A 24,556-nucleotide genomic window follows, 5' to 3' on the forward strand; every position below is an offset into this window, starting at 1 on the left:
TTGCGCGGGCCGGGGATCAGCGGCTGTCGCTGCCCTTCGCCTCGGCGGCCGCACGACCGGCCTCCAGGCGCGCCACCGGAATCCGGAAGGGCGAGCAGGAGACGTAGTCGAGGCCGACCTCGTGGAAGAAGTGGACGGACTCGGGGTCACCGCCGTGCTCGCCGCAGACGCCGAGCTTGAGGTCGGGGCGGGTGGCCCGGCCGGCCTGGACGGCGCTGCGGACCAGCGTGCCGACGCCGTCCTTGTCGATGGTCTCGAAGGGCGAGACCCCGAAGATGCCCTTCTCCAGGTACGCGGTGAAGAAGCTGGCCTCGACGTCGTCGCGGGAGAAGCCCCACACCGTCTGGGTCAGGTCGTTCGTACCGAAGGAGAAGAACTGCGCGGCCTCGGCGATCTGGCCGGCCGTCAGGGCGGCGCGGGGCAGCTCGATCATCGTGCCGATGGTCAGCTTGAGGCTGGTGCCGGTGGCGGCCTCGACCTCGGCGATGACCTGGTCGGCCTCCTCGCGGACGATCTCCAGCTCCTGGACGGTGCCCACGAGCGGGACCATGATCTCGGCGCGCGGGTCGCCCTTGGCGTTCTTGCGCTCGGCCGCGGCCTCGGCGATCGCCCGGACCTGCATCTTGAACAGGCCGGGGATGACCAGGCCGAGGCGGACACCGCGCAGACCCAGCATCGGGTTCTGCTCGTGCAGCTTGTGGACGGCCTGGAGCAGGCGCAGGTCGTTCTCGTTGGCGTCCTTGCGGGACTCGGCGAGTGCGACGCGCACCGACAGCTCGGTGATGTCGGGCAGGAACTCGTGCAGCGGCGGGTCCAGCAGGCGGACGGTGACGGGCAGGCCGTCCATCGCCTCGAACAGCTCGACGAAGTCCTTCTTCTGGAGCGGCAGGAGGGCACTGAGTGCCGCCTCGCGCTCTTCGTCGGTGTCCGCGAGGATCAGTCGCTCCACCAGTTCACGGCGCTCGCCGAGGAACATGTGCTCGGTGCGGCACAGGCCGATGCCCTGGGCGCCGAAGCGGCGGGCGCGCAGCGCGTCCTCGGCGTTGTCGGCGTTGGCGCGCACCCGCAGCCGGCGGACGCGGTCCGCGTAGGCCATGATCCGGTGCACGGCGGCGACGAGCTCGTCGGCGTCGTCGGCGCCGGCGTGCATGCGGCCCTCGAAGTACTCGACGACCGGGGACGGTACGACGGGTACCTCACCGAGGTAGACCTTGCCGGTGGAGCCGTCGATGGAGACGACGTCGCCCTCTTCGATGACCGTGTCGCCGACCGTCATGCGGCGGCGCTTGGTGTCGACGTCGAGCTCCTCGGCGCCGCAGACACAGGTCTTGCCCATGCCGCGGGCGACGACGGCCGCGTGCGAGGTCTTGCCGCCGCGCGAGGTCAGGATGCCCTCGGAGGCGATCATGCCGTCCAGGTCGTCCGGGTTGGTCTCGCGGCGGATCAGGATGACCTTCTCGCCCGAGCGGGACCACTTGACGGCCGTGTACGAGTCGAAGACGGCCTTGCCGACCGCCGCGCCCGGGGAGGCGGCGATGCCGCGGCCGAGCAGCTCGGTCTTGGCGTCCTCGTCGAAGCGCGGGAACATCAGCTGCGCCAGCTGGTGGCCGGTGACGCGCTGGAGGGCCTCGGCCTCGTCGATCAGGCCCTGGTCGACGAGCTGGGTGGCGATGCGGAAGGCGGCGCCGGCGGTGCGCTTGCCGACACGGGTCTGGAGCATCCACAGCTGGCCGCGCTCGATGGTGAACTCGATGTCGCAGAGATCCTTGTAGTGGTTCTCCAGCGTCGTCATGATCGTCATGAGCTGGTCGTACGAGGCCTTGTCGATGGCCTCCAGGTCCGCGAGCGGCACGGTGTTGCGGATGCCCGCGACGACGTCCTCGCCCTGGGCGTTCTGCAGGTAGTCGCCGTAGACGCCCGCGTGGCCGCTGGCGGGGTCGCGGGTGAAGGCGACGCCGGTGCCGGAGTCGGGGCCCAGGTTGCCGAAGACCATGGAGCAGATGTTGACCGCGGTGCCCAGGTCGCTCGGGATGCGCTCCTGGCGGCGGTAGAGCTTGGCGCGGTCGGTGTTCCACGAGTTGAAGACGGCCTCGACGGCGAGGTCCATCTGCTCGCGGGCGTCCTGCGGGAAGGGGCGGCCGGCCTCCTTCGCCACGATCTTCTTGAAGCGCGTGACCAGCTTCTTCAGGTCGGCGGCGTCGAGGTCGGTGTCGACGGTGACCTTCTTGGCGGCCTTGGCGTCGTCGAGGGCGTCCTCGAAGAGCTCGCCCTCGACGCCGAGGACGGTCTTGCCGAACATCTGGATGAGGCGGCGGTACGAGTCCCACGCGAAGCGCTCGTCACCGGCCTGGGAGGCGAGGCCGGTCACGGACTCGTCGGAGAGGCCGATGTTGAGGACCGTGTCCATCATGCCCGGCATCGAGAACTTGGCGCCGGAACGCACGGAGACCAGCAGCGGGTCGTCCGACTGGCCGAGCTTCTTGCCCATCTTCTTCTCGAGGGCGGCAAGGTGGGCGCTGACCTCGTCGCGCAGCGCGGCCGGGGCCGTACCGCTCTCCAGGTAGACCTTGCAGGCCTCGGTGGTGATGGTGAAGCCGGGAGGGACCGGGAGTCCAAGGTTGGTCATCTCGGCGAGGTTGGCCCCCTTGCCGCCGAGAAGGTCCTTGAGGTCGCGGTTGCCCTCGGTGAAGTCGTAGACGAACTTCTGATCTTTGTTTTCCGACACGGGTCTCGACTCCTCGAGGCTCGGTGGCTGCCCTGACGGCCAGGAACATACCCAGATCGAAGGCTTATGGGTATGTCCACTTGGTCGACATGCGGCTGTAACCACCCATGCGCCAGCAGATCGAAAGTAACTCACGAGTAATCAGAAGGTACGAAGAGCGTTCACATCCCGAATGAAGAGGGGCCCGGAAGGGCCTGTTCGCGCTCGGATGAGCGATCATCGATCCATTTGCCTTCAAGTCTTGAACGAACAAAGGGTGGCACCCAGTGCCACCCTTTGAAAGTCTTACCCGTGGCTTGATTGCTCATCTGAGCGAAACCTTACCCATGCGTGGCGTATATCACGCAGCACGGAGGGCGATTTGTCAGCCTCCGGACGTGTCCAGTTCAGCGTCCTCGCTCACACCCGCGCAGTCGTACGGATCCTTCAACCAGCCGTCCGGCAGGACAACTCGGTTGTTTCCGGACGTCCGACCCCGCGGACCGTCCGCACTCTCGGGCCACGCCTGATCCAAGTCGAGCTCGCTCAGATGAGCGTCCAGCTCGGCCAGCGAAGAGGTGACCGCGAGCTTCTTGCGCATCTCGGATCCCACCGAGAAACCCTTGAGGTACCAGGCCACGTGCTTACGGAAGTCGATCACCCCGCGCGCCTCGTCGCCGATCCACTCCCCCAGCAGCTGCGCGTGGCGGTGCATGGTGGCGGCGACCTCGCGCAGCGTCGGCTTGTGGAAGTCCTCGGGGCGGCCCTCGAAGGCCGCGACCAGGTCGTTGAACAGCCACGGCCGCCCCAGGCAGCCGCGCCCCACGACCACGCCGTCGCAGCCGGTCTCGCGGACCATGCGCAGCGCGTCCTCCGCGCACCAGATGTCGCCGTTGCCGAGCACCGGGATCTCCGGCACGTGCTCCTTGAGCCGCGCGATGGCGTCCCAGTCGGCGGTGCCGCCGTAGTGCTGGGCGGTGGTGCGCCCGTGCAGGGCTATCGCGGTGACCCCCTCCTCGACGGCGATCCGGCCGGCGTCGAGGTAGGTGAGGTGGTCGTCGTTGATGCCCTTGCGCATCTTCATGGTCACCGGCAGGTCGCCGGCGCCGGCGACGGCCTCGCGCAGGATCGCGCGCAGCAGGTTCCGCTTGTAGGGCAGGGCCGAGCCGCCGCCCTTGCGGGTGACCTTGGGGACCGGGCAGCCGAAGTTCAGGTCGATGTGGTCGGCGCGGTCCTCCTCGACGATCATGCGGACCGCCTTGCCGACCGTCGCCGGGTCCACCCCGTACAGCTGGATCGAGCGGGGCTTCTCGGTCTCGTCGAAGTGGATCAGCTGCATGGTCTTCTCGTTGCGCTCGACCAGGGCGCGGGTCGTGATCATCTCGCTCACGAACAGCCCCTTGCCGCCCGAGAACTCCCGGCAGAGGGTACGGAACGGGGCATTGGTGATGCCGGCCATGGGCGCGAGCACCACCGGGGGCTGCACGGTGTGCGGGCCGATCGCGAGGGGCGGAGGGAGCGTGGTCATCCGCCCATTGTCCCGCATGCCGAGGGGGTGCGGCAGACGTAGCATCGGCGGCATGATCGAGCCGAGTCAGCCGAATCAGCAGAGTCGCCGGCAGCGCATGATCGTCCTGGGGATCTGCTGCATGAGCCTGCTGATCGTCAGTCTCGACAACACCGTCCTCAACGTCGCGCTCCCCTCCATGCGGCGCGAGCTGGACGCCTCGGTCGCGGGCCTGCAGTGGACCATCGACGCCTACACCCTCGTCCTGGCCTCGCTGCTGATGCTGATGGGCTCCACGGCCGACCGGATCGGGCGGCGCAAGGTGTTCGTCGCCGGCCTGGTGCTCTTCGGCGCGGGTTCCCTGCTGTGCTCGCTCGCACCCGGTCTGGACTGGCTCATCTTCTTCCGCATGGTCCAGGCCGTCGGCGGCGCGATGCTCAACCCGGTGGCGATGTCGATCATCACCAACACGTTCACGGATCCGGCCGAGCGGGCGCGGGCCATCGGCGTGTGGGGGGCGGTCGGTGGCATCTCCATGGCCGCGGGCCCCCTGATCGGCGGTGTGCTGGTCGATTCGGTGGGCTGGCGCTCGATCTTCTGGATCAACCTGCCGGTCGGCCTGGCCGCGCTCGTACTGACCCTGCGCCACATCCCCGAGTCCCGCGCGGCGCGGCCGCGGCGCGCGGATCCCGTGGGCCAGGTGCTGGTCATGCTCCTGCTCGGGACGGTGACGTACGGGATCATCGAGGCGCCGGCCGAGGGCTGGCGCTCGCCGCTGATCATGGGATGCGCCCTGGTGGCCGTGGCCTCGCTCGTCGGGCTGCTGGTCTACGAGCCCCGGCGCGAGGAGCCGCTGATCGATCTCCGGTTCTTCCGGAGCGCGCCCTTCAGCGGGGCGACCGTGATCGCGATCAGCGGCTTCGCCGGGATGGCCGGCTTCCTCTTCCTGAACACGCTGTACCTCCAGGACGTACGGGGGCTGGACGCGCTGCACGCCGGGCTCTACATGCTGCCGATGGCCGTCCTGACCTTCCTCTTCGCGCCGTTGTCGGGGCGGCTGGTGGGCAGTCGCGGGCCGCGGCTGCCCCTGTTGATCGCGGGCGTCGCCATGGGCGTGAGCGGGCTGCTGTTCGCCGTCTTCCAGGCCGAGACGTCCACGACGCTGCTGTTCACCGGGTACGTGCTGTTCGGGCTCGGCTTCGGCATGCTGAACGCGCCGATCACCAATACCGCGGTCTCCGGGATGCCGCGCTCCCAGGCGGGCGTCGCTGCCGCCATCGCATCGACCAGCCGGCAGACCGGCGGCACGCTGGGCGTCGCCATCGTGGGCGCGGTCCTGGCGGCCGGTATGGCCGGGGGCGCCGACTTCACGGCGGCCGCGCGCCCGGCCTGGTGGATCATCACGCTGTGCGGGGTGCTCGTGCTGGTCGTGGGTGCGGCCACGAGCGGTGCCTGGGCGCGCGGGACGGCGGAGCGCACGGCCCGCACCCTGGACCCCAAGACCGCCCCGGCGCCCGCCGACGTCTGACCGCGGCGCAGGCCGGTCGGACCGCCACGCGAACCGCGCGGGCTACTCCTGGCAGTCGAAGTCGTCCGCGTGGGTGTCGATCCGCGCCAGCAGGCCGCGCAGCGTGGTCCGGTCGCCCTCGGAGAGGGCGGCGAACAGGCCCTGCTCCACGGCGTCGAGCGCCGCGTTGGTCTTGCCCAGGGCGGTGGCTCCGGCCTCGGTGATGGCCACGTTGTGACGGCGGCGGTCGGCCGCGTCCCGGCGGCGTTCGGCCAGGCCGTCGCCTTCCAGGTCGTTCAGGATCCCCACGAGCACGCTCGGGTCCACCTCCAGCCGCTCGGCGAGCGACCGCTGGCTGATGGGGCCGTCCTCCAGGTGCATCAGGGTCATCGCGTGCCGCGGGGTGAGCCCGGCCGCGCTGAGCGCCTTCTTCATCCGGGTCTGGGTCACCGCTCCGTGCCAGGCCAGCAGCAGGCCCAGCCGCTGCGGGGGGTGCGATCCGTCCTGATCTGCCGTCATGTCCCACATCGTAACAATCACGGAATCATTGCATGAGGGATATCGTTGATGCTAATCAATGGTTTATCACCACCGACCATCGGAGCCCTCCATGTTCATCGCCTACGCCGTCGTCGGCGGGCTGCTCGCCCTCGTCCTCGCCGCCTCCGCCACCCTCACGCTGCAGCGCAACGACCAGATCGTCACCGGCATGCGGAAGGTCCAGGTCCCGGACTCCTGGCTGCCACGCCTGGCCGTCCTCAAGGCCGCCGGCGCGATCGGCCTGATCGTCGGCCTGTGGATCACCCCGCTCGGCGTGGCCGCGGCCATCGGCGTGACCCTCTACTTCATCGGCGCGGTCATCACCCACCTCCGCGCCAAGGACTACGAGCTCGCCCCGGCCGCCGTCCTCACCGCCGTCGCGGCCGCGGCCCTGATCCTGCGGGCCCTGTCGTAGCCGCCTCACACTGACGAGTGACAGATATTGAAATCTGTCACTCGTCATGCCATTCTCGTTTCATGGCTACGAACGAGAACGTCACCGCACCCCGGACCCCTACGACCGCGACCCACCGCACGCTCGGCACAACCGGCCCGTCCGTCTTCCCCCTCGGCCTCGGCTGCATGGGGATGTCCGCCCTCTACGGAGAGGCCGACCGCGCCGAGTCCCTCGCGACCATCCACGCGGCCCTCGACGCGGGCGTCACCCTGCTCGACACGGGCGACTTCTACGGCATGGGCCACAACGAGCTGCTGATCAGCGAAGCCCTGCGCACCGCGCCCGCCGCGGCCCGCGAGCAGGCGCTGACCAGCGTCAAGTTCGGCGCCCTGCGCACGGTCGAGGGCGGCTTCACCGGCTACGACGGCCGGCCCGAGGCCGTCAGGAACTTCCTGGCCTACTCGCTCCAGCGGCTCGGCCGGGACCACATCGACATCTACCGGATCGCCCGCGTGGACCCGGACGTCCCGATCGAGGAGACCGTCGGCGCCATCGCCGAGGCGGTCCAGGCCGGGCACGTCCGGCACATCGGCCTCTCCGAGGTCGGCGCGGACACCCTGCGCCGGGCCGCCGCCGTGGCCCCCATCGCGGACCTCCAGATCGAGTACTCGCTCATCTCCCGCGGCATCGAGGCGGAGATCCTGCCGACCGCCCGCGAGCTCGGCATAGGCATCACGGCGTACGGGGTGCTCTCCCGCGGGCTGATCAGCGGCCACTTCACCCGTGACCGCGCGCTGGCCCCGGGCGACTTCCGCGGGATGAGCCCCCGCTTCCAGGGGGACAACCTCGACCGCAACCTCGACCTGGTCGACGCCCTGCGCAAGGTCGCGGAGAGCAAGGGCGTGAGCGTGGCCCAGACCGCCATCGCCTGGGTGCTCTCGCGCGGCGAGGACATCGTGCCGCTGGTGGGCGCCCGGCGCCGGGACCGGCTCGCCGAGGCGCTGGGCGCCGCGGAGACAACCCTCGGCGCGGCCGACCTGGCGGCCATCGAGGAGGCCGTGCCCGCCGGCGCCGCGGCGGGCGAGCGGTACCCGGCGGCCCAGATGGCCCACCTCGACAGCGAACACTGAGCTGACGGTACGGTCGTCCCATGCCACCCGCTGCTGCCGAGCCCCTGACACCCGAGCGCATCCTCGAAACCACCGAGGAGGTGCTGCGCCGCTTCGGCCCCACCAAGGCGACGGTGGTGGACGTGGCCCGCGCCCTGGGCGTCAGCCACGGCAGCGTGTACCGGCACTTCCCGTCGAAGGCGGCGCTGCGCGAGGCCGTCACGGACCGCTGGCTCGCCAAGAGCGTCGTCATGCTGGAGGAGATCGCCTCGGCGCCCTCCGAGAGCGCCCCCTCCAAGCTGGAGGCGTGGCTGGAGGCCCTCTTCGAGGCCAAGCGCCACAAGGCCGGCGACGACCCCGAACTGTTCGCCACCTACACCGTGCTGCTCGCCGAGAACAGCGGCATCGTGGACGCCCATCTGACCGAGCTGATCGACCAGTTGGGCCGGATCATCGCCGAGGGGGTCGAGGCGGGCTCGCTCTCCGCCGAGGACGTGCCGGCCGCCGCCCGTGCGGTCTTCGATGCCACCGGCCGTTTCCACGATCCGCAGTACGCGGCCGACTGGCTCTCGCCCACGATCTTCACGGAGTTCGAGGCGGTCACCTCGCTGATCATCCGGGGCCTGCGCGCCTGACGCGGGCCACGGCGGCCCGGCCCGGCCTGTCCGGAACCAGCCGGTCCGGACAGCTTGGCGATCATTTTGGTCCTGGTCGCCTTGTACATGCCACCCACATGTCCCTACGTTCCCCCTACCGCACTCATCAGGCACGTTCCAGGGGGAACCTTGTCCGCCCAAGCAGCACGACCCGCACCTCCCGCCCGCTCCGGCGCCGCCACCGCCCTCGGCTGGATCCTGACCATCGGGCTCAACGTGGTCGCGCCGATCATCACGTACAACACGCTCACCGAGGACCACGGCTGGAGCGAGTTCTCGGCGCTGCTCCTCAGCAGCGCCTGGCCGGTGCTCGACAGCGCCATCAGCGTGGCCTGGCGCCGCAAGCTCGACGAGTTCGCCGTCGTCACCCTGGTGTTCCTGGTGATCACGGCCGTCGTCTCGCTCGTCGGCGCCCACTCGGCCCGCGCCCTGCTGATCAAGGACTCGGGCGTGACCGGGCTGTTCGGCCTGCTCTGCCTCGCCACCCTGCTCGCACCGCGCCCGCTGATGTTCTACTTCGGCCGCAAGTTCGCCACCGACGGGACTCCGGAGAGCACGGCCTGGTGGAACGGCCTGTGGCAGTACGAGGGCTTCCGCACCACCATGCGCACCATGACCCTGGTCTGGGGCGTGGCCTACGTCGCCGAGGCGCTGGTCAGGATCGCCCTGGCGTACGCACTGGACACCAAGACCATGGTGACCCTGAGCCCGATCATGATCTACGGGGTGCTGGGCGCGCTGGGCGTGTGGACGGCGCTCTACGGCAAGCGGTCCCAGGCCGAGGGCGAGCGCCGCGCCGCCGAGGCGGCCGCGGCGCAGGCCGACTCCCCGGCCGCCTGATCCGGGGCCGAACAGACCGGTGGCCCGGTGCGCTCCTCGCGCACCGGGCCACCGGTCTTCGTGCGTCCTGGGAGAGGACCTAGCAGCCGAGCAGGCGGCTGCCGAGGTAGCTCTGGATCTGGTCCAGGGAGACGCGCTCCTGCTTCATGGTGTCGCGCTCGCGCACGGTCACCGCGTTGTCGTCCAGGGTGTCGAAGTCGACGGTGACGCAGAACGGCGTACCGATCTCGTCCTGGCGGCGGTAGCGGCGGCCGATGGCGCCGGCGTCGTCGAACTCGATGTTCCAGAACTTGCGCAGGTCGGCCGCGAGACCCTTGGCCTTCGGCGACAGCTTCTCGTTGCGGGACAGCGGCAGGACGGCGACCTTGATCGGCGCCAGGCGCGGGTCGAGGCGCATGACGGTGCGCTTCTCCATGACGCCCTTGGCGTTGGGGGCCTCGTCCTCGACGTACGCGTCGAGCATGAAGGCGAGCATGGCGCGGTTGACACCGGCCGCCGGCTCGATGACGTACGGCGTGTAGCGCTCGCCGGCCTCCTGGTCGAAGTACGTCAGGTCCTGGCCGGAGGCGGCGGAGTGCGCCTTGAGGTCGAAGTCGGTGCGGTTGGCCACGCCCTCGAGCTCGGAGAACTCGTTACCACCGAAGTTGAAGCGGTACTCGATGTCGGCGGTGCGCTTCGAGTAGTGGGACAGCTTCTCCTTCGGGTGCTCGTACCAGCGGATGTTCTCCTCGCGGATGCCGAGGTCGCGGTACCAGTTCCACCGCTCGGCCATCCAGTACTCCTGCCACTGCTCGTCCTCGCCCGGCTTGACGAAGAACTCCATCTCCATCTGCTCGAACTCGCGCGTGCGGAAGATGAAGTTGCCCGGAGTGATCTCGTTCCGGAAGGACTTGCCCATCTGCGCGATGCCGAACGGGGGCTTCTTGCGCGAGGTGGTCTGCACGGTGGCGAAGTTGGTGAAGATGCCCTGGGCGGTCTCGGGGCGCAGGTAGGCCTTGGAGCCGGTGTCCTGGGTCGGGCCGAGGTGGGTCTCCAGCATGCCGGAGAACTGCTTGGGCTCGGTGAACTGGCCCTTCACGCCACAGTTGGGGCAGTTGACGTCCGCGAGGCCGTTCGCCGGCAGGCGGCCGTGCTTGGCCTCGTACGCCTCCTCCAGGTGGTCGGCACGGTGGCGCTTGTGGCAGGAGGTGCACTCGGTCAGCGGGTCCGAGAAGGTCGCGACGTGGCCGGAGGCCACCCAGACCTCGGGGGCCAGGATCACGGACGAGTCGATACCGACGATGTCCTCACGCCCGGTGACCATCGCCTTCCACCACTGGCGCTTGATGTTCTCCTTGAGCTCGACACCGAGCGGGCCGTAATCCCAGGCAGCCCTGGAGCCGCCGTAGATCTCACTGCAAGGGAAAACGAAGCCACGGCGCTTGCTCAGGCTGACGATGGTGTCGATCTTGTCGGCGGCCACGGTGCTCTCTTCATACGAGGACGAACGGCGAATGCCTCAGGTTACCGGCGCCCACACCCTCCCTTTCAAATCGGATACCCCTTCCACCGCCCCGGCCCGGCCCTCTCACCTGGGTTTTTGACAATCGTTTCCATCTTTGATGAAAATGGATGTCATGAACGTACGACGCCTCATACCCGCAGCCGCCCTCGCCGGAGCCGTCGCCCTCGGCGCCACGGCCCTGACCGCCTGCTCCGGAGCCAGTGCCACCGGCAGCAAGGACGGCAAGCTCGACGTGATGGCGTCGTTCTATCCGATGCAGTTCCTCGCCGAGCAGATCGGCAAGGACCACGTGAAGGTCGACACCCTCACCAAGCCGGGCGTCGAACCGCACGACCTGGAGATCACCCCGAAGCAGACCGGGCGCCTCGGCGAAGCCGATGTGGTCCTCTACCTCAAGGGCCTGCAGCCCGCCGTCGACAAGGCCGTCGCCCAGTCCGGCGTGAAGAGCGTCGTCGACGCCGCGACCCTCACCAAGCTGGAAGCGCACGGCACTTCCGGACACGACCACGGGGGCGAAGAGGGCCACGAGGCCGAGGGCCACGACCACGGCCACGGCGGGGCCGGCGAGGACCCGCACGTCTGGCTGGACCCCGCCAAGTACGCGGAGGTCGCCAAGGGCGTCGGCGCCGCCCTGGAGAAGGCCGACCCCGACCACGCCGCGGACTACAAGAAGAACACCGACGAGCTGGTCGGCCAGCTGACCGCGCTGGACACCGAGTTCAAGGACGGCCTGAAGAACCCGGCCTCCAAGACCTTCATCACCACCCACTCCGCCTTCGGCTACCTCGCCGAGCGCTACGGCCTGGACCAGGAGGGCATCTCCGGGGTCGACCCCGAGTCCGAGCCCAGCCCGGCCCGGGTCAAGGAGATCCAGGAGATCGCGAAGAAGGAGAATGTCACCACGGTGTTCTTCGAGACCCTGGCCAGCGACAAGACCGCCAAGACCCTCGCGGCGGACACCGGCCTGAAGACCGACGTCCTCGACCCGCTCGAGGGAATCACCGACAAGTCCCAGGGCGCTGACTACTTCGAGGTCATGCGGTCCAACCTGAAGAACCTCCAGAAGGCGCTCGGAGCCAAGTAATGACAGCAGCAGCAACGGAGGCGCGAGCCATGCAGTCCACGCCCCGACCGGCTGACGACCAGCCCGTCATATCCCTGCGCGGGGCCACGGCCTCGCTCGGCTCGCGCCCCGTGCTGCGCGGGGTCGACCTCACCGTCCGCCGCGGTGAGGTCGTCGCCCTGCTCGGCGCCAACGGCTCCGGCAAGTCGACCGCCGTACGCGCCGTGGTCGGCCAGGTCCCGCTCGCCGGCGGCACCCTGTCCCTATTCGGCACCGACTTCAAGCGCTTCCGCGACTGGTCGCGCATCGGGTACGTCCCGCAGCGCACCACCGCAGCGAGCGGTGTCCCCGCCACGGTCCGCGAGGTCGTCTCCTCCGGCCGGCTGGCCCGCTCCCGCTTCGGCCTCCTCCGCAAGGCCGACAGGGCCGCCGTGGAGCGCGCCCTGGCCCTCGTCGACATGGACGCGTACGCCGACTCCTCGGTCAACGCCCTCTCGGGCGGCCAGCACCAGCGCGTCCTCATAGCCCGGGCGCTCGCCGCCGAACCCGAGCTGCTGATCATGGACGAGCCGATGGCGGGCGTGGACCTCGCCAACCAGGAGGTCCTCGCGCACGCCCTGCGCGAGCAGGTCGCCGCCGGCTCCACCGTCCTCCTCGTCCTGCACGAGCTGGGCCCGCTGGAGCCCCTGATCGACCGGGCCGTCGTCCTGCGCGACGGCTGCGTGGTCCACGACGGACCGCCTCCGGAGGCCGTGGGCCAGCACGCCCTGCCCGGCCACGACCACGTACACCCCCACGCGGCGCACGACGCCGAGCCCCTCCGGACGGGACTGCTGAGCTGATGGACCTCCTGGCCTCCCCCTTCATGGTGCGCGCGCTGATCGCCGCCGCGCTGGTGGGCATCACCGCGCCCGCGATCGGCACGTACCTCGTCCAGCGCCGCCAGGCGGTCATGGGCGACGGCCTCGGCCATGTCGCCATGACCGGTGTCGCGATCGGCTTCGTGCTGAACACCAGCCCCGTGTGGATGGCCACGCTGGTGGCCGTCGTCGGCGCCGTCGCCATGGAGCTGATCCGCTCCCGCGGCAAGACCAGCGGCGACGTCGCGCTCTCCATGCTCTTCTACGGCGGCCTGGCCGGCGGCGTGATGATCATGCACATGGGCGGCGGTTCCACGACCAAGCTCCTCAGTGCCATGTTCGGCTCGATCACCGCCGTCGCCCCCGAGGACCTCACCGCGATGGCGATCCTCGCCGCCTTCGTCCTCGCCGTCACCATCGGCCTGCGCCGGCAGCTCTTCGCCGTCTGCCAGGACGAGGAGTTCGCCCGGGTCACCGGCCTGCCGGTGCGCGCGCTGAACCTGCTGATCGCCATCACCGCCGCCGTCACCGTCACCGTCGCGATGCGCATCGTCGGCCTGCTGCTGGTCAGCGCCATGATGGTGATCCCCGTGGCGACCGCCCAGCGGGTCACCCGCGGCTTCGCCACCACCCTGGGCCTCGCCGTCGCGATCAGCCTCGCCGTCGCCCTGACCGGCACGGCCACCACGTACTACCTCGACGCGCCCTCGGGCGCCATGATCGTGCTGCTCGCCATCGCCGTCTTCATGGCGATGACGGCCCTGTCGGCCCCGCTGGCCCGGCGCCGCGCCAAAGCCGCCCGTACGGCCGAGGAGGTCTGCACGCGGGACGATGTGAAGGTCTAGCGGACTGGCACAATGGCCGCAGGCCGATACGAGGAGGAACCGGTGGCGACTGCGCCTGGCGAGATGAATACCGCGCCAGTACGAGGACGATCCACCCGGCAGCGGGCCGCCGTGGCGGCGGCGCTGGACGAGGTGGACGAGTTCCGCAGCGCCCAAGAGCTCCACGACATGCTCAAGCACCGTGGCGACTCCGTGGGCCTGACCACCGTGTACCGCACCCTCCAGTCGCTCGCGGACGCCGGCGAGGTCGACGTCCTGCGCACCAGCGACGGCGAGTCCGTGTACCGGCGCTGCTCCACCGGGGACCACCACCACCACCTGGTCTGCCGCAAGTGCGGCAAGGCCGTCGAGGTGGAGGGCCCGGCCGTGGAGAAGTGGGCGGAGTCCATCGCCGCCGAGCACGGCTACGTGAACGTGGCCCACACGGTGGAGATCTTCGGCACCTGCGCCGACTGCGCGGCCGCCGCCTAGACCCGCTTCAGGTTCCGCTCCAGGATCGCCCGCACCCGGGCGACATCGGCCGGGTCCTGCGCGCCCCGTTTCGGGAGCCAGCCCAGGCCTTCCCCGCCGTAGACGAGGATGAACAGGTTCCGGGTCTCGGCCCAGCCGGTGTAACGGGCCCATGTGTACGCGGTGGCCGTCCCGTCGGGCCGGTGGCTCCGCACCTCCCGCTCGGTGACCACGCACCGGTACTCGGGGTGCTTCGAGGCCCGGCGGTACATCCGGCGCGCCAACCGCCACAGGTCCAGACAGAGGCAGACGGCGCCCAGGACCACCCCCGCGCCGGCCGCGAAGGCCAGGCCCGCCGGATCCGTCCCCCGACCGTGCCGGACCACGATCAGCGCGACCGGCGCCAGGGGGACCAGCACCAGCCACAGCATCAGCCGCTTGCGCCCCCCGGGCGCCCCGACGGCGCGCCAGCGCAGCGCCTCCCGTACGTCGCGGCGGGCCGCGGAGCCGTGCAGCTCCACCGCCTGGTCAGCCATGTCCATGACGGCGGAGCCTAGCGGCAGGCTCAGCCTGCGGAGCCCTCGGCCTGGTTCGGGACGGCCCCGCCGAAGCGGCGGTCGCGCTGCGCGTACTCCAGGCAGGCCGCCCAGAGGTTGCGGCGGTCGAAGTCCGGCCACAGCACGTCCTGGAAGACCATCTCGGCGTACGCGCTCTGCCAGAGCAGGTAGTTCGAGGTGCGCTGCTCACCGCTGGGGCGCAGGAAGAGGTCCACGTCCGGCATGTCCGGGTAGTACATGTACTTCGCGACGGTCTTCTCGTTGACCTTCGACGGGTCCAGCCGGCCGGCGGCGACATCGCGGGCGATGGCCTGCGCCGCGTCCGCGATCTCCGCGCGGCCGCCGTAGTTGACGCAGAAGTACAGGGTCATCGCGTCGTTGTCGACGGTCTGCTCCTGGGCCACCTGGAGCTCCTGGACGACCGACTTCCACATCTTGGGCATCCGGCCGACCCAGCGGATGCGGATGCCCAGCTCGTTCATCTCGTCGCGGCGGCGGCGGATGACGTCGCGGTTGAAGTTCATCAGGAAGCGGACCTCGTCGGGCGAGCGCTTCCAGTTCTCCGTCGAGAAGGCGTACAGGGAGAGGTTCTTGACGCCCATCTCCAGGCAGCCCTTGAGCACGTCCAGCACGACGCCCTCGCCGACCTTGTGGCCCTCGGTGCGCGGCAGTCCGCGCTCCTTGGCCCAGCGGCCGTTGCCGTCCATGACGACCGCGACGTGGTTCGGGACGAGCTCGCCGGGGATCTTCGGCGGGCGCTCACCGGACGGGTGCGGCTCGGGAACCTTGTACTCGCGGCGAGAGCGTCCCAGAATCCCGCGTCGTGCCATGTGCCCAGCTCCTATTTCTCGACGTATCGCAGGGAGCGTAGCCCGCGCTCCAGATGCCAGTGCAAATAGGCGGAGACCAGCCCGCTGCCCTCCCGCACGTGACGCGCCTCGCAGGCGTCCGCGTGGTCCCAGTCGCCCGTCAGCAGGGCACTGAGCAGGGCGATGGCCTCCGACGAGGGTACGACGCTGCCGGGGACCCGGCAGTCCCCGCATATGACCCCGCCGGCGGCGACGGAGAAGTGCCGGTTGGGGCCGTGGATCCCGCACTTCGCGCAGTCCTCGAAGCTGGGCGCGTAGCCGTTGACGGCGAGGGAGCGCAGCAGGAAGGCGTCGAGGATGAGGTGCGGTTCGTGTTCGCCGCGCGAGAGCGTGCGCAGGGCGCCGACGAGCAGCAGGTACTGCTGTACGGCGGGCTCGCCCTCGTTCTCGGTGAACCGCTCGGCGGTCTCCAGCATCGCGGTGCCGGCGGTGTAGCGGGCGTAGTCGGTGACGATCCCGTTGCCGTACGGGGCGATGATCTCGGTCTGGGTGCAGAGCGGGAGGCTGCGGCCGATCAGCTCGCTGCCGCGGGCGAAGAACTGCACGTCGGCGTGGGAGAAAGGTTCCAGCCGGGCGCCGAATTTGGACTTCGTACGCCGGACCCCGCGGGCGACGGCCCGGACCCGGCCGTGGCCCCGGGTGAGCAGCGTGATGATGCGGTCCGCCTCACCCAGCTTCTGGGTGCGCAGCACGATGCCGTCGTCGCGGAACAGACTCATGCGCCCATTGTCGCCTGTGCGGGCACGACGATGGCCCTCCGTCCGGACACCGGTCCGGACGGAGGGCCGTCACCCCTTGGGAGGCTCAGGAAGCGGGCGTCGCCGCGTCGTCCGTGTCGGTCTTCTCGGCACCGGTCTTCGTCGCGACCGCGACGCCGACGGCGGCCTCGGCGACCGTCTCGGCTTCGCCGCCGCTCTTCGCCTCGGTCTTCGCCTCGGTCTTCGCCTCGGACTTCGCCTCGGACTTCGCCTCGGTCTCCGGGGACGTCCCGGCCGCCTCGGGTGCCGCTTCGGCTTCGGCCGGGGCGGCCGCCTGGGCGGGCAGCTCGACCTTGGGCGCGCCGTGCGAGTCGTCCTTGGCCAGGCCGTTGAAGATCAGGTTCAGGACGATGGCGGCCGTGGCACCGAGCGTGACACCGCTGTTGAGGAGCGAGGAGAGGTCCGCGTCCATGTGCTCCTTGAAGAGCACCGGGACCGTGGCGGGCAGCAGCGCGAAGGCCAGGGAGACGCCCACGACCAGCGCGTTCTTCTCCTCCTTGAGGTCGACCTTGGCCAGGGTCTGGATGCCCGCCAGGGCGACCATCGCGAACATCACCGTCGCCGCGCCGCCGAGCACTCCGTGCGGGACCGCCGCGACGATCGCGGCGGCCTTGGGGATCAGACCGAGGAAGATCATGAACACGCCCGCGGCGACCACGACGAAGCGGCTCTTGACCTTGGTCATGCGGACCAGGCCGACGTTCTCCGCGAAGGCCACGTACGGGAAGGAGTTGAGGACACCGCCGAGGGCGGTCGCGGCGCCGTCGGCACGCAGGGCGCGGGCCACGGTCTCGCTGTCGATCTCCTTGCCGACGATGTCGCCGACGGCGTAGGTGTCACCGGTGGTCTCCACCATGGTGATCAGCATGACGATGAGCATCAGCACGATCGGGAACCACTCGAACTTCGGGGCTCCGTAGTAGAAGGGCGTGGTGATGCCGATCCAGTCCGACTTGCCCACGTCGCCGAACTTGGCGTCGCCGAGCAGGAAGGCGACGGCGGTGCCGCCGACCAGGCCGAGCAGGATGGAGATGCTGGAGAGGAACGGCTTGCCGAGCTTCATCAGGACGAGGATGAAGAGCATCGTGCCGGCCGCGTAGGCGAAGTGCTTGGGGTCGCCGAAGTCGGGGCTGCCGAGGCCGCCCGCCGCGTCGTTGAGGCCGACCGGGATCAGGACGATGCCGAGCACGGTGATCACCGTGCCGGTGACGACCGGCGGGAAGAGCCGCATGACGGTCCGGAAGGCCTTGGGGGGCAGCCAGGCGAAGGCGAAGGTGGCGATGCCGGCCGTGATGACCGCGCCGTAGATGACGAGCAGGCCCGCCGTCCCGCCGCCCGCCCCGAGCCCGATGGCGATCATCGGGGACACCGCGGTGAAGGTGACGCCCTGGATCAGGGGCAGGCGCGAGCCGATCCGACCGATGCCCCACGCCTGGATGATCGAGGCGATACCGCAGGTGAACAGGTCGGCGTTGATCAGATAGACCAGCTGCTCGGTGCTGAGGCCGAGGGCTCCGCCGACGATGATCGGGACGATCACCGCGCCGGCGTAGAACGCCAATACGTGCTGGAAGCCGTAGAGGGCGAGCTTGGGGAGGGGGAGCACCTCGTCGACCGGGTGCGTGCTCTGCTCTCCGTTGTCGGAAAGCCGGGCGGCGACACGTGCCATCTCTGCCTTGCCCTTCAAAGAGGTGAGGTAAGTGAGAGGAGATCTGGTTATCCCTGGTCGAAGTGGGTCGCTAACCCGTTGATCCGCCAGGCTTGTCAGTGCGTTCACGTGAATCGAAGCCCCGCCGTGTTAACGGTGGCGTCTCGTCGTGTGACCGGAATTGAACGCCTGTGGGGGGCCTCACAGGTATCGGTGACTTCCACAAATTGTTGACCGTCACCGATCTCCGATCTAGAGGTTTCTCCAGTGGTGGAGATCCGGATCGAGGAGTATGGGCGACACCGCCCGGAAGAAGCCGTTCCTGCTGCGCGACCGCGAAGCCCATAGGCCATGACCTGCGACTACGCGATTCACCGGCCTACGGCAACGCAAATTCGAAGCCGGCCTTCCGGGCGTCCGACTGGTGGACCGATCTTGTGTGGAAGGTGTGCCTCCGACGTTCACGCCGCGTTCACGAGGCCCGAAAAGGACCCTGCGAGGCCGGATCGTTACGTCGTTCGGGCCACTTTCGGACGAAGTGCCTCCGTTCAGCGGGGACAGCTGTCCGGAAAGCAGAACACCCGAGCCCCAGGGGGCTCGGGTGTCACTGCAAGGGAAGACTCGTTACGGCGCCCGGACCGCCGAGAGCAGCCGGGCCACGTCGTCCGCGTCGATCCGCAGCGCCGCGCCGACGGTGGAGAGCACCTCGCGCTCGGCCGGGATGTACGGACCGTCCGCGAGCGCGATACGGGCCCCCTGCAGCAGGACCGATTCGCGGCCCGGACCCGCCAGGTGCGGAGCCAGCGGCTCCAGGGCCTCGTGGAGCTCTATCGACAGCGCGGCCCCGCAGCACTCCGGTACGTCGTACAGCCCGAGCCTGCCCTCGTCGCTGGACAGCGCCTCCACGAGGGACTCCAGCTGCTCCTCGGTGCAGTCCTGGAACCCCGCGGCCCGTACGGCGTGCACGGCGGCCTCCAGCGCGCTGCGCGAGGCCGTCCCGCCCGCGGCGAGCACGGCCAGCGCCACGGTGTGCACGGCGTCGCGCAGCATCGCGGTGAAGCGGGTGGTGGTGAGGTGGTCCAGGACGTCGGTGGCGAAGCGCTCCCGGCAGGCCTGGCACTCGACGACGGGCCCGGCGCTCCCGCGCGGCAGCAGCGGCACGCCGAGGACGGTGAAACGGCGGCGCCCGGTGCGCCTGCGGTAGTTGCGGTCGCCACCGCAGGCCGGGCAGAAGAACTCCCCGTCGCCCACGGTGCTCCAGGTGGTACGGATGCCCCAGACCGTCAGCTTCCGGCCGTCCCCACCCCGAACTGGCAGCACGTCGCACCTCCGTAACGCCCCCGTAGCCCTCTGGGCACGGGAAGGGACCCCCACGGCAACATCGCCGGGTTGGCGTGATGTTAGCCACATCGGTGAGGATGCGTCAGTCGTGTGACAAGACAACATCGGGCGGTGCCCGGACTTGGCCGAAGTGCGCCCCCGCCACCTCGCCTTCTTCCCTACCCTCGGCCGCATGAACGAGAAGTCCTGTCTGGTGACCGGCGCCGCGAGCGGCATCGGCCGGGCCACGGCCCTGCTGCTGGCCCGCTCCGGGGCCCGGGTGACCGCGTCCGATGTCAACCGCCCCGGCCTGGAGGCCCTGCGCGCGCAGCTGGCCGAAGAGGGCCACGAGGTCACCGTGGTGACCGGTGACGTGTCCGATCCGCAGGCCAACCGCGCGATGGTGGCGACGGCCGTCGGCGCCTACGGGAGGCTCGACGTCGCCGTGGCGAACGCCGGGGTGCTCCCTCTTTCGGATGTACGGGAGACCACCCCGGAGGACTGGGACCACGTCATGGCCGTCGACGGCCGGGGCATGTTCCTGACCTGCAAGTACGCCATCGAGGCGATGACCGCGCAGGATCCGCCCGGCGGGGCGCTGGTCTGCGTGTCCTCGATCTCGGGGGTGGCCGGGCAGGCCCGGCAGGCGGCGTACGGGCCGGCGAAGTTCGTGGCCTCGGGGCTGACCAAGCACCTCGCGGTGGAGTGGGCGGCGCACGGGATCCGCGTCAACGCGGTGGCCCCCGGAACCATCCGCACGGAGCGGGTGCTGGCGCTGGACGACGAGCCGGGCGGGCCGGAATACCTCGCCGAGATGGCCGGAGCCCACCCGATGGGCCGGCTCGGCGAGCCGGAGGAGGTGGCCCGCGTCATCGCCTTCCTGGCCTCCGACGCGGCCTCGTTCGTGACGGGTGTGGTCCTGCCGGTGGACGGCGGCTACCTGGCCCGCTGAGACCCCGGGAAACGGCGGAACCCCGCCCCTCCGGATGGAGGGACGGGGTTCCCGTACGAGCGGTTCAGCGGCCCGCGCGGTTGACGGCGGAGATGACCGCCTTCAGGGAGGCGCGGGTGGTGTTGGCGTCGATGCCGATGCCCCACAGGACACGGCCGTCGATCGCGCACTCGATGTACGAGGCGGCCACGGCGGAGGCGCCCTCGCTCATGGTGTGCTCGGTGTAGTCCAGCAGGCGGGCGTCGACGCCGATGCCGGCCAGCGCGTCGAAGAAGGCCGAGATCGGACCGTTGCCGGTGCCGTCCAGGACCGTCTCCACGCCGTCCACGACCGCCTCGACGGTCAGCGTGTCCGTGCCGTCCTTGTCGGTGGTGGTCTGGCCGGAGCGCAGCTGGATGCGGCCCCACGGGTTCTCCGGGTTGGGCAGGTACTCGTCGGAGAAGACGTCCCAGATCGCCTTCGGCGTGACCTCTCCGCCCTCGGAGTCGGTCTTGGCCTGGATGATCCGGGAGAACTCGATCTGCATGCGGCGCGGCAGGTCCAGCTTGTGGTCGTTCTTCAGGACGTACGCGATGCCGCCCTTGCCGGACTGCGAGTTGACCCGGATGACCGCCTCGTAGGAGCGGCCGACGTCCTTCGGGTCGATCGGCAGGTACGGGACCGCCCACTCGATGTCGTCGACGGTCTTGCCGGCGGCGGCCGCGTCGGCCTCCATCGCGTCGAAGCCCTTCTTGATGGCGTCCTGGTGGGAGCCGGAGAAGGCGGTGTAGACCAGGTCGCCCGCGTAGGGGTGGCGCGGGTGGACCTCCATCTGGTTGCAGTACTCGCTCGTACGACGGATCTCATCGATCTGCGAGAAGTCGATCTGCGGGTCGATGCCCTGCGAGAACAGGTTCATGCCCAGCGTGATCAGGTCGACGTTGCCGGTGCGCTCGCCCTGCCCGAACAGGCAGCCCTCGATGCGGTCGGCGCCGGCCATCAGGGCCAGCTCGGCGGCGGCGACGGCGGTGCCGCGGTCGTTGTGCGGGTGCACGGAGATGCAGATGTGCTCGCGGCGGGTCAGGTTGCGGGCCATCCACTCGAAGCGGTCCGCGTGGGTGGAGGGCGTCGAGCGCTCCACGGTGGCGGGCAGGTTCAGGATGATCTCGCGGCCCTCGGCCGGCTGCCAGACGTCGCAGACGGCCTCGCAGACCTCCAGGGCGAAGTCCAGCTCGGTGTCGGTGAAGATCTCCGGGCTGTACTGGTAGCCGAAGACGGTCTCGGGGCCCAGCAGCTTCTCGGCGTACTCCATGACCAGGCGGGTGCCGTCGACGGCGATCTGCTTGATCTGCTCCTTGGAGCCGCGGAAGACGACCCGGCGGAAGGTCGGGGCGGTCGCGTTGTACAGGTGCACGGTGGCGCGCTTGGCGCCGACCAGCGACTCCACGGTCCGCTCGATCAGGTCCTCGCGGGCCTGGGTCAGTACGGAGATGGTGACGTCGTCCGGGATCGCGCCCTCTTCGATGATGGAGCGCACGAAGGCGAAGTCCGTCTCACCGGAGGACGGGAAGCCGACCTCGATCTCCTTGTAGCCCATGCGCACCAGCAGGTCGAACATCTCGCGCTTGCGGGCGGGGGTCATCGGGTCGATCAGCGACTGGTTGCCGTCGCGCAGGTCGGTGGACAGCCAGCGGGGGGCCTTGGTGACGCGGGCGTCCGGCCAGGTGCGGTCCGGGATGTCCACCTGCTCGTACCGGCCGTACTTGTGGATCGGCATCCCGGAGGGCTGCTGGGAGTGGGTCGCGTTCGTGATGGGCGTGGGGCGACCGACAAAAGGCTGCTGGCTCATGGCGTTGGGCTCCTCGCGTGTCCGCGGTAGTTCGCTGGGACGGCCGACGGGCGGTCGTAAAAACCGCAACACCAAACTCCGCGGGGAGGGGGCCGGCCTACGACTACAGACCCTCGCCGCGGCAGCTAAGGAGAAGCAGCCCGAAACGCATGATGGGCCGAGCCTAACCGAGCCGCGCCGTAACGCGAGGACCTGTTTCAGTATGCAAGACCCACGCGTCCGATTTGCACCGAATGTGAGCTAAGCCTCCTTTCTCCGGGGAGGTCCGGTCGATCCGTCAATCCCAGGTCACCGCTTTCAGACAACCGAATGAATCATGGTTGCAGGTAGTGACACAGGCATGACCCACTGCCACATTGCCGGGCATGGATGCCTCCCACAGCCACCGCCACCCCGTCTTCTGCACCGTCGTGCCGCCGCACCTGCTCGACAAGGCCGCCCTCTCCGGCGACTCCCGGCGCGCCGATCTCGCCCAGCGCACCCTCGAACGCGACTCCCTCCTGCGCACCCGGCGCCGGGTCACCGCAGTGCGGGGCATCGCGCCCGCACTGGCGGCGCCCGCCCCCGACGCCTCCGACGATCCGCGCCGGACCATCTACGACTGCCAGCACCGCACCCGGCTGCCCGGGAAGAAGGTGCGCGGGGAAGGCGACGGGGCGAGCAAGGACGCCACCGTCAACCGCGCCTACGCCGGGCTCGGGGCCACGTACGAGCTGTTCCTGAAGGGCTTCGGGCGGCAGTCGATCGACGGTTCCGGGCTCGCGCTGGACGCGAGCGTCCACTACGGCGAGGACTACAACAACGCCTTCTGGGACGGGCAGCAGATGGTCTTCGGCGACGGGGACGGGGACCTCTTCCTCGACTTCACGGTGTCGGTGGACGTCATCGGGCACGAGCTGACCCACGGGGTCACGCAGTACACGGCGAACCTGAACTACCACGGGCAGTCCGGCGCCCTGAACGAGTCGATGTCGGACGTGTTCGGCTCGCTGATCAAGCAGTACTCGCTGGAGCAGACGGCGGACCAGGCCGACTGGCTGATCGGGGCCGGGCTGCTGGGGCCCAACGTCAGCGGGGTCGCCCTGCGGTCGATGAAGGCGCCGGGGACGGCGTACGACGACGACGAGCTCGGCAAGGACCCGCAGCCGGCGACCATGGACGACTACGTGGAGACCGCGCGCGACAACGGCGGGGTGCACATCAACTCCGGCATCCCCAACCACGCCTTCTACGTGGTGGCGACCGAGCTGGGCGGCAAGGCCTGGGAGCGGGCCGGGCAGATCTGGTACGACACCCTCACGGGCGGGCAGCTGACCTCGAACGCCGACTTCGAGGACTTCGCCCGGCTGTCGACGGCGGCCGCCGTGGCCCGGTACGGGGACGGGGGCACCGAGCACCTGGCCCTCCAGAAGGCGTGGTCGGCGGTGGGCGTCCCGCTGGCGGGGTAGAGGGCACGCATGCGGATTCAGGTGGTACGGACGGGCGGTTTCGCGGGCATCGAGCGCCGGGCCGAGGTGGACACCTCGGGCCGGCCGGACGAGGCCGAGTGGCAGGCCCTGGCCCAGCTGGCGCTGCGGCCCGGCCCGCCGGGGCCTCCGGCGGACCGGGTGCGGGACGGGTTCTCGTACCGGATCACGGTGGACGGGCGGACGGTGGCCTGCCAGGAGCCGAACCTGTCGGAGGCACAGCGGGCGCTCATCACCCGCATCCTGAAGGAGGGTGCCTGACCAGGGGTTCGGCCCTCGCCCTGGCGCCGAAACGCAGGTGCCCGGGCGGCGCGGCTTTGCTTGGATGACCGGATGACCGACCACGTGATCGATTCGACGCTGTCCGAGCTGGAGCGGTACTACGACACGGTGCCGCGGGTGGGCGGGGCGCGGGCCGAGGACTTCGGCCCGCTGACCCTGTTCGTCCAGGAGGGCGCCGGGTGGCCGTACTACGCGCGGCCCGCGCTCGGCGGCCCGGCGGCGACCGCGGCCGATGTGGAGCGGGTACTGGCCCGGCAGCGGGAGCTGAAGGTGCCCGAGGCCTTCGAGTGGGTGGCCGAAACCAGCCCCTCGCTGCGGGCAGCGGTGGAGGCGGCGGGACTGCACGTCCACGCGCACCCGCTGATGGTGCTGGACCCGGCCGCGGTACCGCTCCCCGCGCATCCGGAGGTACGCCTCCTCGGCGCCGGCGACCCGCTGCTGACGGCGGCGGTCACGGCCCCGGCGCTGGCCTTCGCGGCCCCGGGGACGGCGCTGGGCGAGGCCGGCCCGGCGGAGCTGGCGGCGGCGATGGCCGATCCCGGGGTGGAGGCGCGCCGGGCACGGGTGTCCGGTCTGATCGCGTCGGGCCTGACCGTCATGGCGGCGGCCGTACGGGACGGCCTGGTGCTGTGCTCGGGCCAGTACAACCCGGTCGGGGACGTCGCCGAGGTGGTGGGTGTGGGCACCCTCCCGTCGGCCCGCCGCCAGGGCCTGGCCCTCGGGGTCACGGCCGCCCTGGTCGCCGACGCCCTCGCGCGCGGCACCCGTACGGTCTTCCTCTCGGCGGGCGACGAGGACGTGGCCCGCATCTACGCCCGCGCCGGATTCCGCCGCGTGGCGACGGCCCTCATCGCGGAACCGCCGGCGGCTCCGGGGGCCTGACCGTCCGGAAGG

The 24,556-nt window shown here is 70.1% G+C and carries 23 protein-coding genes; 13 read left to right on the forward strand and 10 right to left on the reverse strand.

The window, feature by feature from the left end; genetic code table 11:
• Window positions 1-16: 16 nt before the first annotated feature.
• Window positions 17-2,725, reverse strand: coding sequence for a pyruvate, phosphate dikinase (gene ppdK / locus ACFWBN_RS19680; protein ID WP_385178153.1), 2,709 nt, complete (start codon window positions 2,723-2,725; stop codon window positions 17-19).
• 364 nt (window positions 2,726-3,089) lie between these two features.
• Window positions 3,090-4,250, reverse strand: a complete 1,161-nt coding sequence (gene dusB, locus ACFWBN_RS19685; RefSeq protein WP_362811827.1) for a tRNA dihydrouridine synthase DusB — start codon at window positions 4,248-4,250, stop codon at window positions 3,090-3,092.
• Window positions 4,251-4,329: 79 nt separating this feature from the next.
• Between dusB and ACFWBN_RS19690 the strand changes: the two genes are divergently transcribed.
• Window positions 4,330-5,739 (forward strand): MFS transporter, encoded by a 1,410-nt coding sequence (locus ACFWBN_RS19690; RefSeq protein ID WP_385178215.1) that lies wholly within the window; start codon window positions 4,330-4,332, stop codon window positions 5,737-5,739.
• Between the two features lie 42 nt (window positions 5,740-5,781).
• Here ACFWBN_RS19690 and ACFWBN_RS19695 read toward each other — a convergent pair whose 3' ends face one another.
• Entirely contained in the window at window positions 5,782-6,237 is a 456-nt protein-coding gene (locus ACFWBN_RS19695) for a MarR family winged helix-turn-helix transcriptional regulator (RefSeq protein WP_385178154.1), read from the reverse strand.
• 91 nt (window positions 6,238-6,328) lie between these two features.
• Between ACFWBN_RS19695 and ACFWBN_RS19700 the strand changes: the two genes are divergently transcribed.
• The 4 genes from ACFWBN_RS19700 to ACFWBN_RS19715 all read left to right on the forward strand — a co-directional run bounded on the left by ACFWBN_RS19700 (window position 6,329) and on the right by ACFWBN_RS19715 (window position 9,260).
• Window positions 6,329-6,673 (forward strand): DoxX family protein, encoded by a 345-nt coding sequence (locus tag ACFWBN_RS19700; RefSeq protein ID WP_385178155.1) that lies wholly within the window; start codon window positions 6,329-6,331, stop codon window positions 6,671-6,673.
• Between the two features lie 62 nt (window positions 6,674-6,735).
• The gene (locus tag ACFWBN_RS19705) at window positions 6,736-7,785 is read left to right on the forward strand and encodes an aldo/keto reductase (RefSeq protein WP_385178156.1); all 1,050 of its coding nucleotides are present in this window, start codon (window positions 6,736-6,738) and stop codon (window positions 7,783-7,785) included.
• Window positions 7,786-7,805: 20 nt separating this feature from the next.
• Complete coding sequence (locus tag ACFWBN_RS19710; RefSeq protein WP_385178157.1) at window positions 7,806-8,399, forward strand: TetR family transcriptional regulator; 594 nt, start codon at window positions 7,806-7,808, stop codon at window positions 8,397-8,399.
• A 150-nt stretch (window positions 8,400-8,549) separates the two neighbouring features.
• Complete coding sequence (locus tag ACFWBN_RS19715) at window positions 8,550-9,260, forward strand: VC0807 family protein (protein ID WP_385178158.1); 711 nt, start codon at window positions 8,550-8,552, stop codon at window positions 9,258-9,260.
• A gap of 79 nt (window positions 9,261-9,339) precedes the next feature.
• Here the strand turns inward: ACFWBN_RS19715 and ACFWBN_RS19720 are convergent, their stop codons facing one another.
• Window positions 9,340-10,722 carry a glycine--tRNA ligase gene (locus ACFWBN_RS19720; protein ID WP_385178159.1) on the reverse strand — a complete coding sequence of 461 codons (1,383 nt, stop codon included), beginning with the start codon at window positions 10,720-10,722 and terminating at the stop codon, window positions 9,340-9,342.
• A gap of 154 nt (window positions 10,723-10,876) precedes the next feature.
• Between ACFWBN_RS19720 and ACFWBN_RS19725 the strand changes: the two genes are divergently transcribed.
• From ACFWBN_RS19725 to ACFWBN_RS19740, 4 genes are read left to right on the forward strand one after another with little or no spacing between them, the layout of a single operon-like run.
• Complete coding sequence (locus ACFWBN_RS19725; protein ID WP_385178160.1) at window positions 10,877-11,848, forward strand: metal ABC transporter substrate-binding protein; 972 nt, start codon at window positions 10,877-10,879, stop codon at window positions 11,846-11,848.
• A gap of 29 nt (window positions 11,849-11,877) precedes the next feature.
• Entirely contained in the window at window positions 11,878-12,669 is a 792-nt protein-coding gene (locus ACFWBN_RS19730; protein ID WP_385178161.1) for a metal ABC transporter ATP-binding protein, read from the forward strand.
• Window positions 12,669-13,532 carry a metal ABC transporter permease gene (locus tag ACFWBN_RS19735; RefSeq protein WP_385178162.1) on the forward strand — a complete coding sequence of 288 codons (864 nt, stop codon included), beginning with the start codon at window positions 12,669-12,671 and terminating at the stop codon, window positions 13,530-13,532. The genes ACFWBN_RS19730 and ACFWBN_RS19735 overlap by 1 nt, the downstream gene beginning before the upstream one ends.
• A 42-nt stretch (window positions 13,533-13,574) precedes the next feature.
• The gene (locus ACFWBN_RS19740; protein WP_078892882.1) at window positions 13,575-14,003 is read left to right on the forward strand and encodes a Fur family transcriptional regulator; all 429 of its coding nucleotides are present in this window, start codon (window positions 13,575-13,577) and stop codon (window positions 14,001-14,003) included.
• Here the strand turns inward: ACFWBN_RS19740 and ACFWBN_RS19745 are convergent.
• The 5 genes from ACFWBN_RS19745 to ACFWBN_RS19765 all read right to left on the reverse strand — a co-directional run bounded on the left by ACFWBN_RS19745 (window position 14,000) and on the right by ACFWBN_RS19765 (window position 19,134).
• Window positions 14,000-14,524: a YcxB family protein gene (locus ACFWBN_RS19745; RefSeq protein WP_385178163.1), complete on the reverse strand. Its 525-nt coding sequence runs from the start codon at window positions 14,522-14,524 to the stop codon at window positions 14,000-14,002. The genes ACFWBN_RS19740 and ACFWBN_RS19745 overlap by 4 nt on opposite strands.
• Before the next feature lie 23 nt (window positions 14,525-14,547).
• Window positions 14,548-15,369 (reverse strand): isoprenyl transferase, encoded by an 822-nt coding sequence (locus ACFWBN_RS19750; RefSeq protein ID WP_385178164.1) that lies wholly within the window; start codon window positions 15,367-15,369, stop codon window positions 14,548-14,550.
• Window positions 15,370-15,380: 11 nt separating this feature from the next.
• Window positions 15,381-16,127 (reverse strand): DNA repair protein RecO, encoded by a 747-nt coding sequence (gene recO, locus ACFWBN_RS19755; RefSeq protein ID WP_385178165.1) that lies wholly within the window; start codon window positions 16,125-16,127, stop codon window positions 15,381-15,383.
• A gap of 85 nt (window positions 16,128-16,212) precedes the next feature.
• Window positions 16,213-17,835 (reverse strand): nucleobase:cation symporter-2 family protein, encoded by a 1,623-nt coding sequence (locus ACFWBN_RS19760; protein ID WP_385178166.1) that lies wholly within the window; start codon window positions 17,833-17,835, stop codon window positions 16,213-16,215.
• A gap of 603 nt (window positions 17,836-18,438) precedes the next feature.
• Complete coding sequence (locus tag ACFWBN_RS19765; protein WP_385178167.1) at window positions 18,439-19,134, reverse strand: TerB family tellurite resistance protein; 696 nt, start codon at window positions 19,132-19,134, stop codon at window positions 18,439-18,441.
• 193 nt (window positions 19,135-19,327) lie between these two features.
• Between ACFWBN_RS19765 and ACFWBN_RS19770 the strand changes: the two genes are divergently transcribed.
• A complete protein-coding gene (locus tag ACFWBN_RS19770) occupies window positions 19,328-20,086 on the forward strand; it encodes an SDR family NAD(P)-dependent oxidoreductase (RefSeq protein WP_385178168.1) in 759 nt (252 codons plus the stop codon).
• A gap of 64 nt (window positions 20,087-20,150) precedes the next feature.
• Here the strand turns inward: ACFWBN_RS19770 and leuA are convergent, their stop codons facing one another.
• On the reverse strand, window positions 20,151-21,914 hold the full coding sequence (gene leuA, locus ACFWBN_RS19775; RefSeq protein ID WP_385178169.1) for a 2-isopropylmalate synthase: 1,764 nt from the start codon (window positions 21,912-21,914) through the stop codon (window positions 20,151-20,153).
• Between the two features lie 365 nt (window positions 21,915-22,279).
• On the opposite strand from leuA, the gene ACFWBN_RS19780 reads away from it, so the two are divergent.
• The 3 genes from ACFWBN_RS19780 (at window position 22,280) to ACFWBN_RS19790 (ending at window position 24,544) form a co-directional block, all read left to right on the forward strand.
• A complete protein-coding gene (locus ACFWBN_RS19780; protein WP_385178170.1) occupies window positions 22,280-23,362 on the forward strand; it encodes a M4 family metallopeptidase in 1,083 nt (360 codons plus the stop codon).
• Window positions 23,363-23,371: 9 nt separating this feature from the next.
• Window positions 23,372-23,641 (forward strand): protealysin inhibitor emfourin, encoded by a 270-nt coding sequence (locus tag ACFWBN_RS19785; RefSeq protein WP_385178171.1) that lies wholly within the window; start codon window positions 23,372-23,374, stop codon window positions 23,639-23,641.
• A 72-nt stretch (window positions 23,642-23,713) separates the two neighbouring features.
• Window positions 23,714-24,544, forward strand: coding sequence for a GNAT family N-acetyltransferase (locus ACFWBN_RS19790; protein ID WP_385178172.1), 831 nt, complete (start codon window positions 23,714-23,716; stop codon window positions 24,542-24,544).
• The last annotated feature ends 12 nt before the right edge of the window (window positions 24,545-24,556 follow it).

The sequence above is a fragment of the Streptomyces sp. NPDC059989 genome, from assembly GCF_042736975.1.
Lineage (GTDB): Bacteria > Actinomycetota > Actinomycetes > Streptomycetales > Streptomycetaceae > Streptomyces.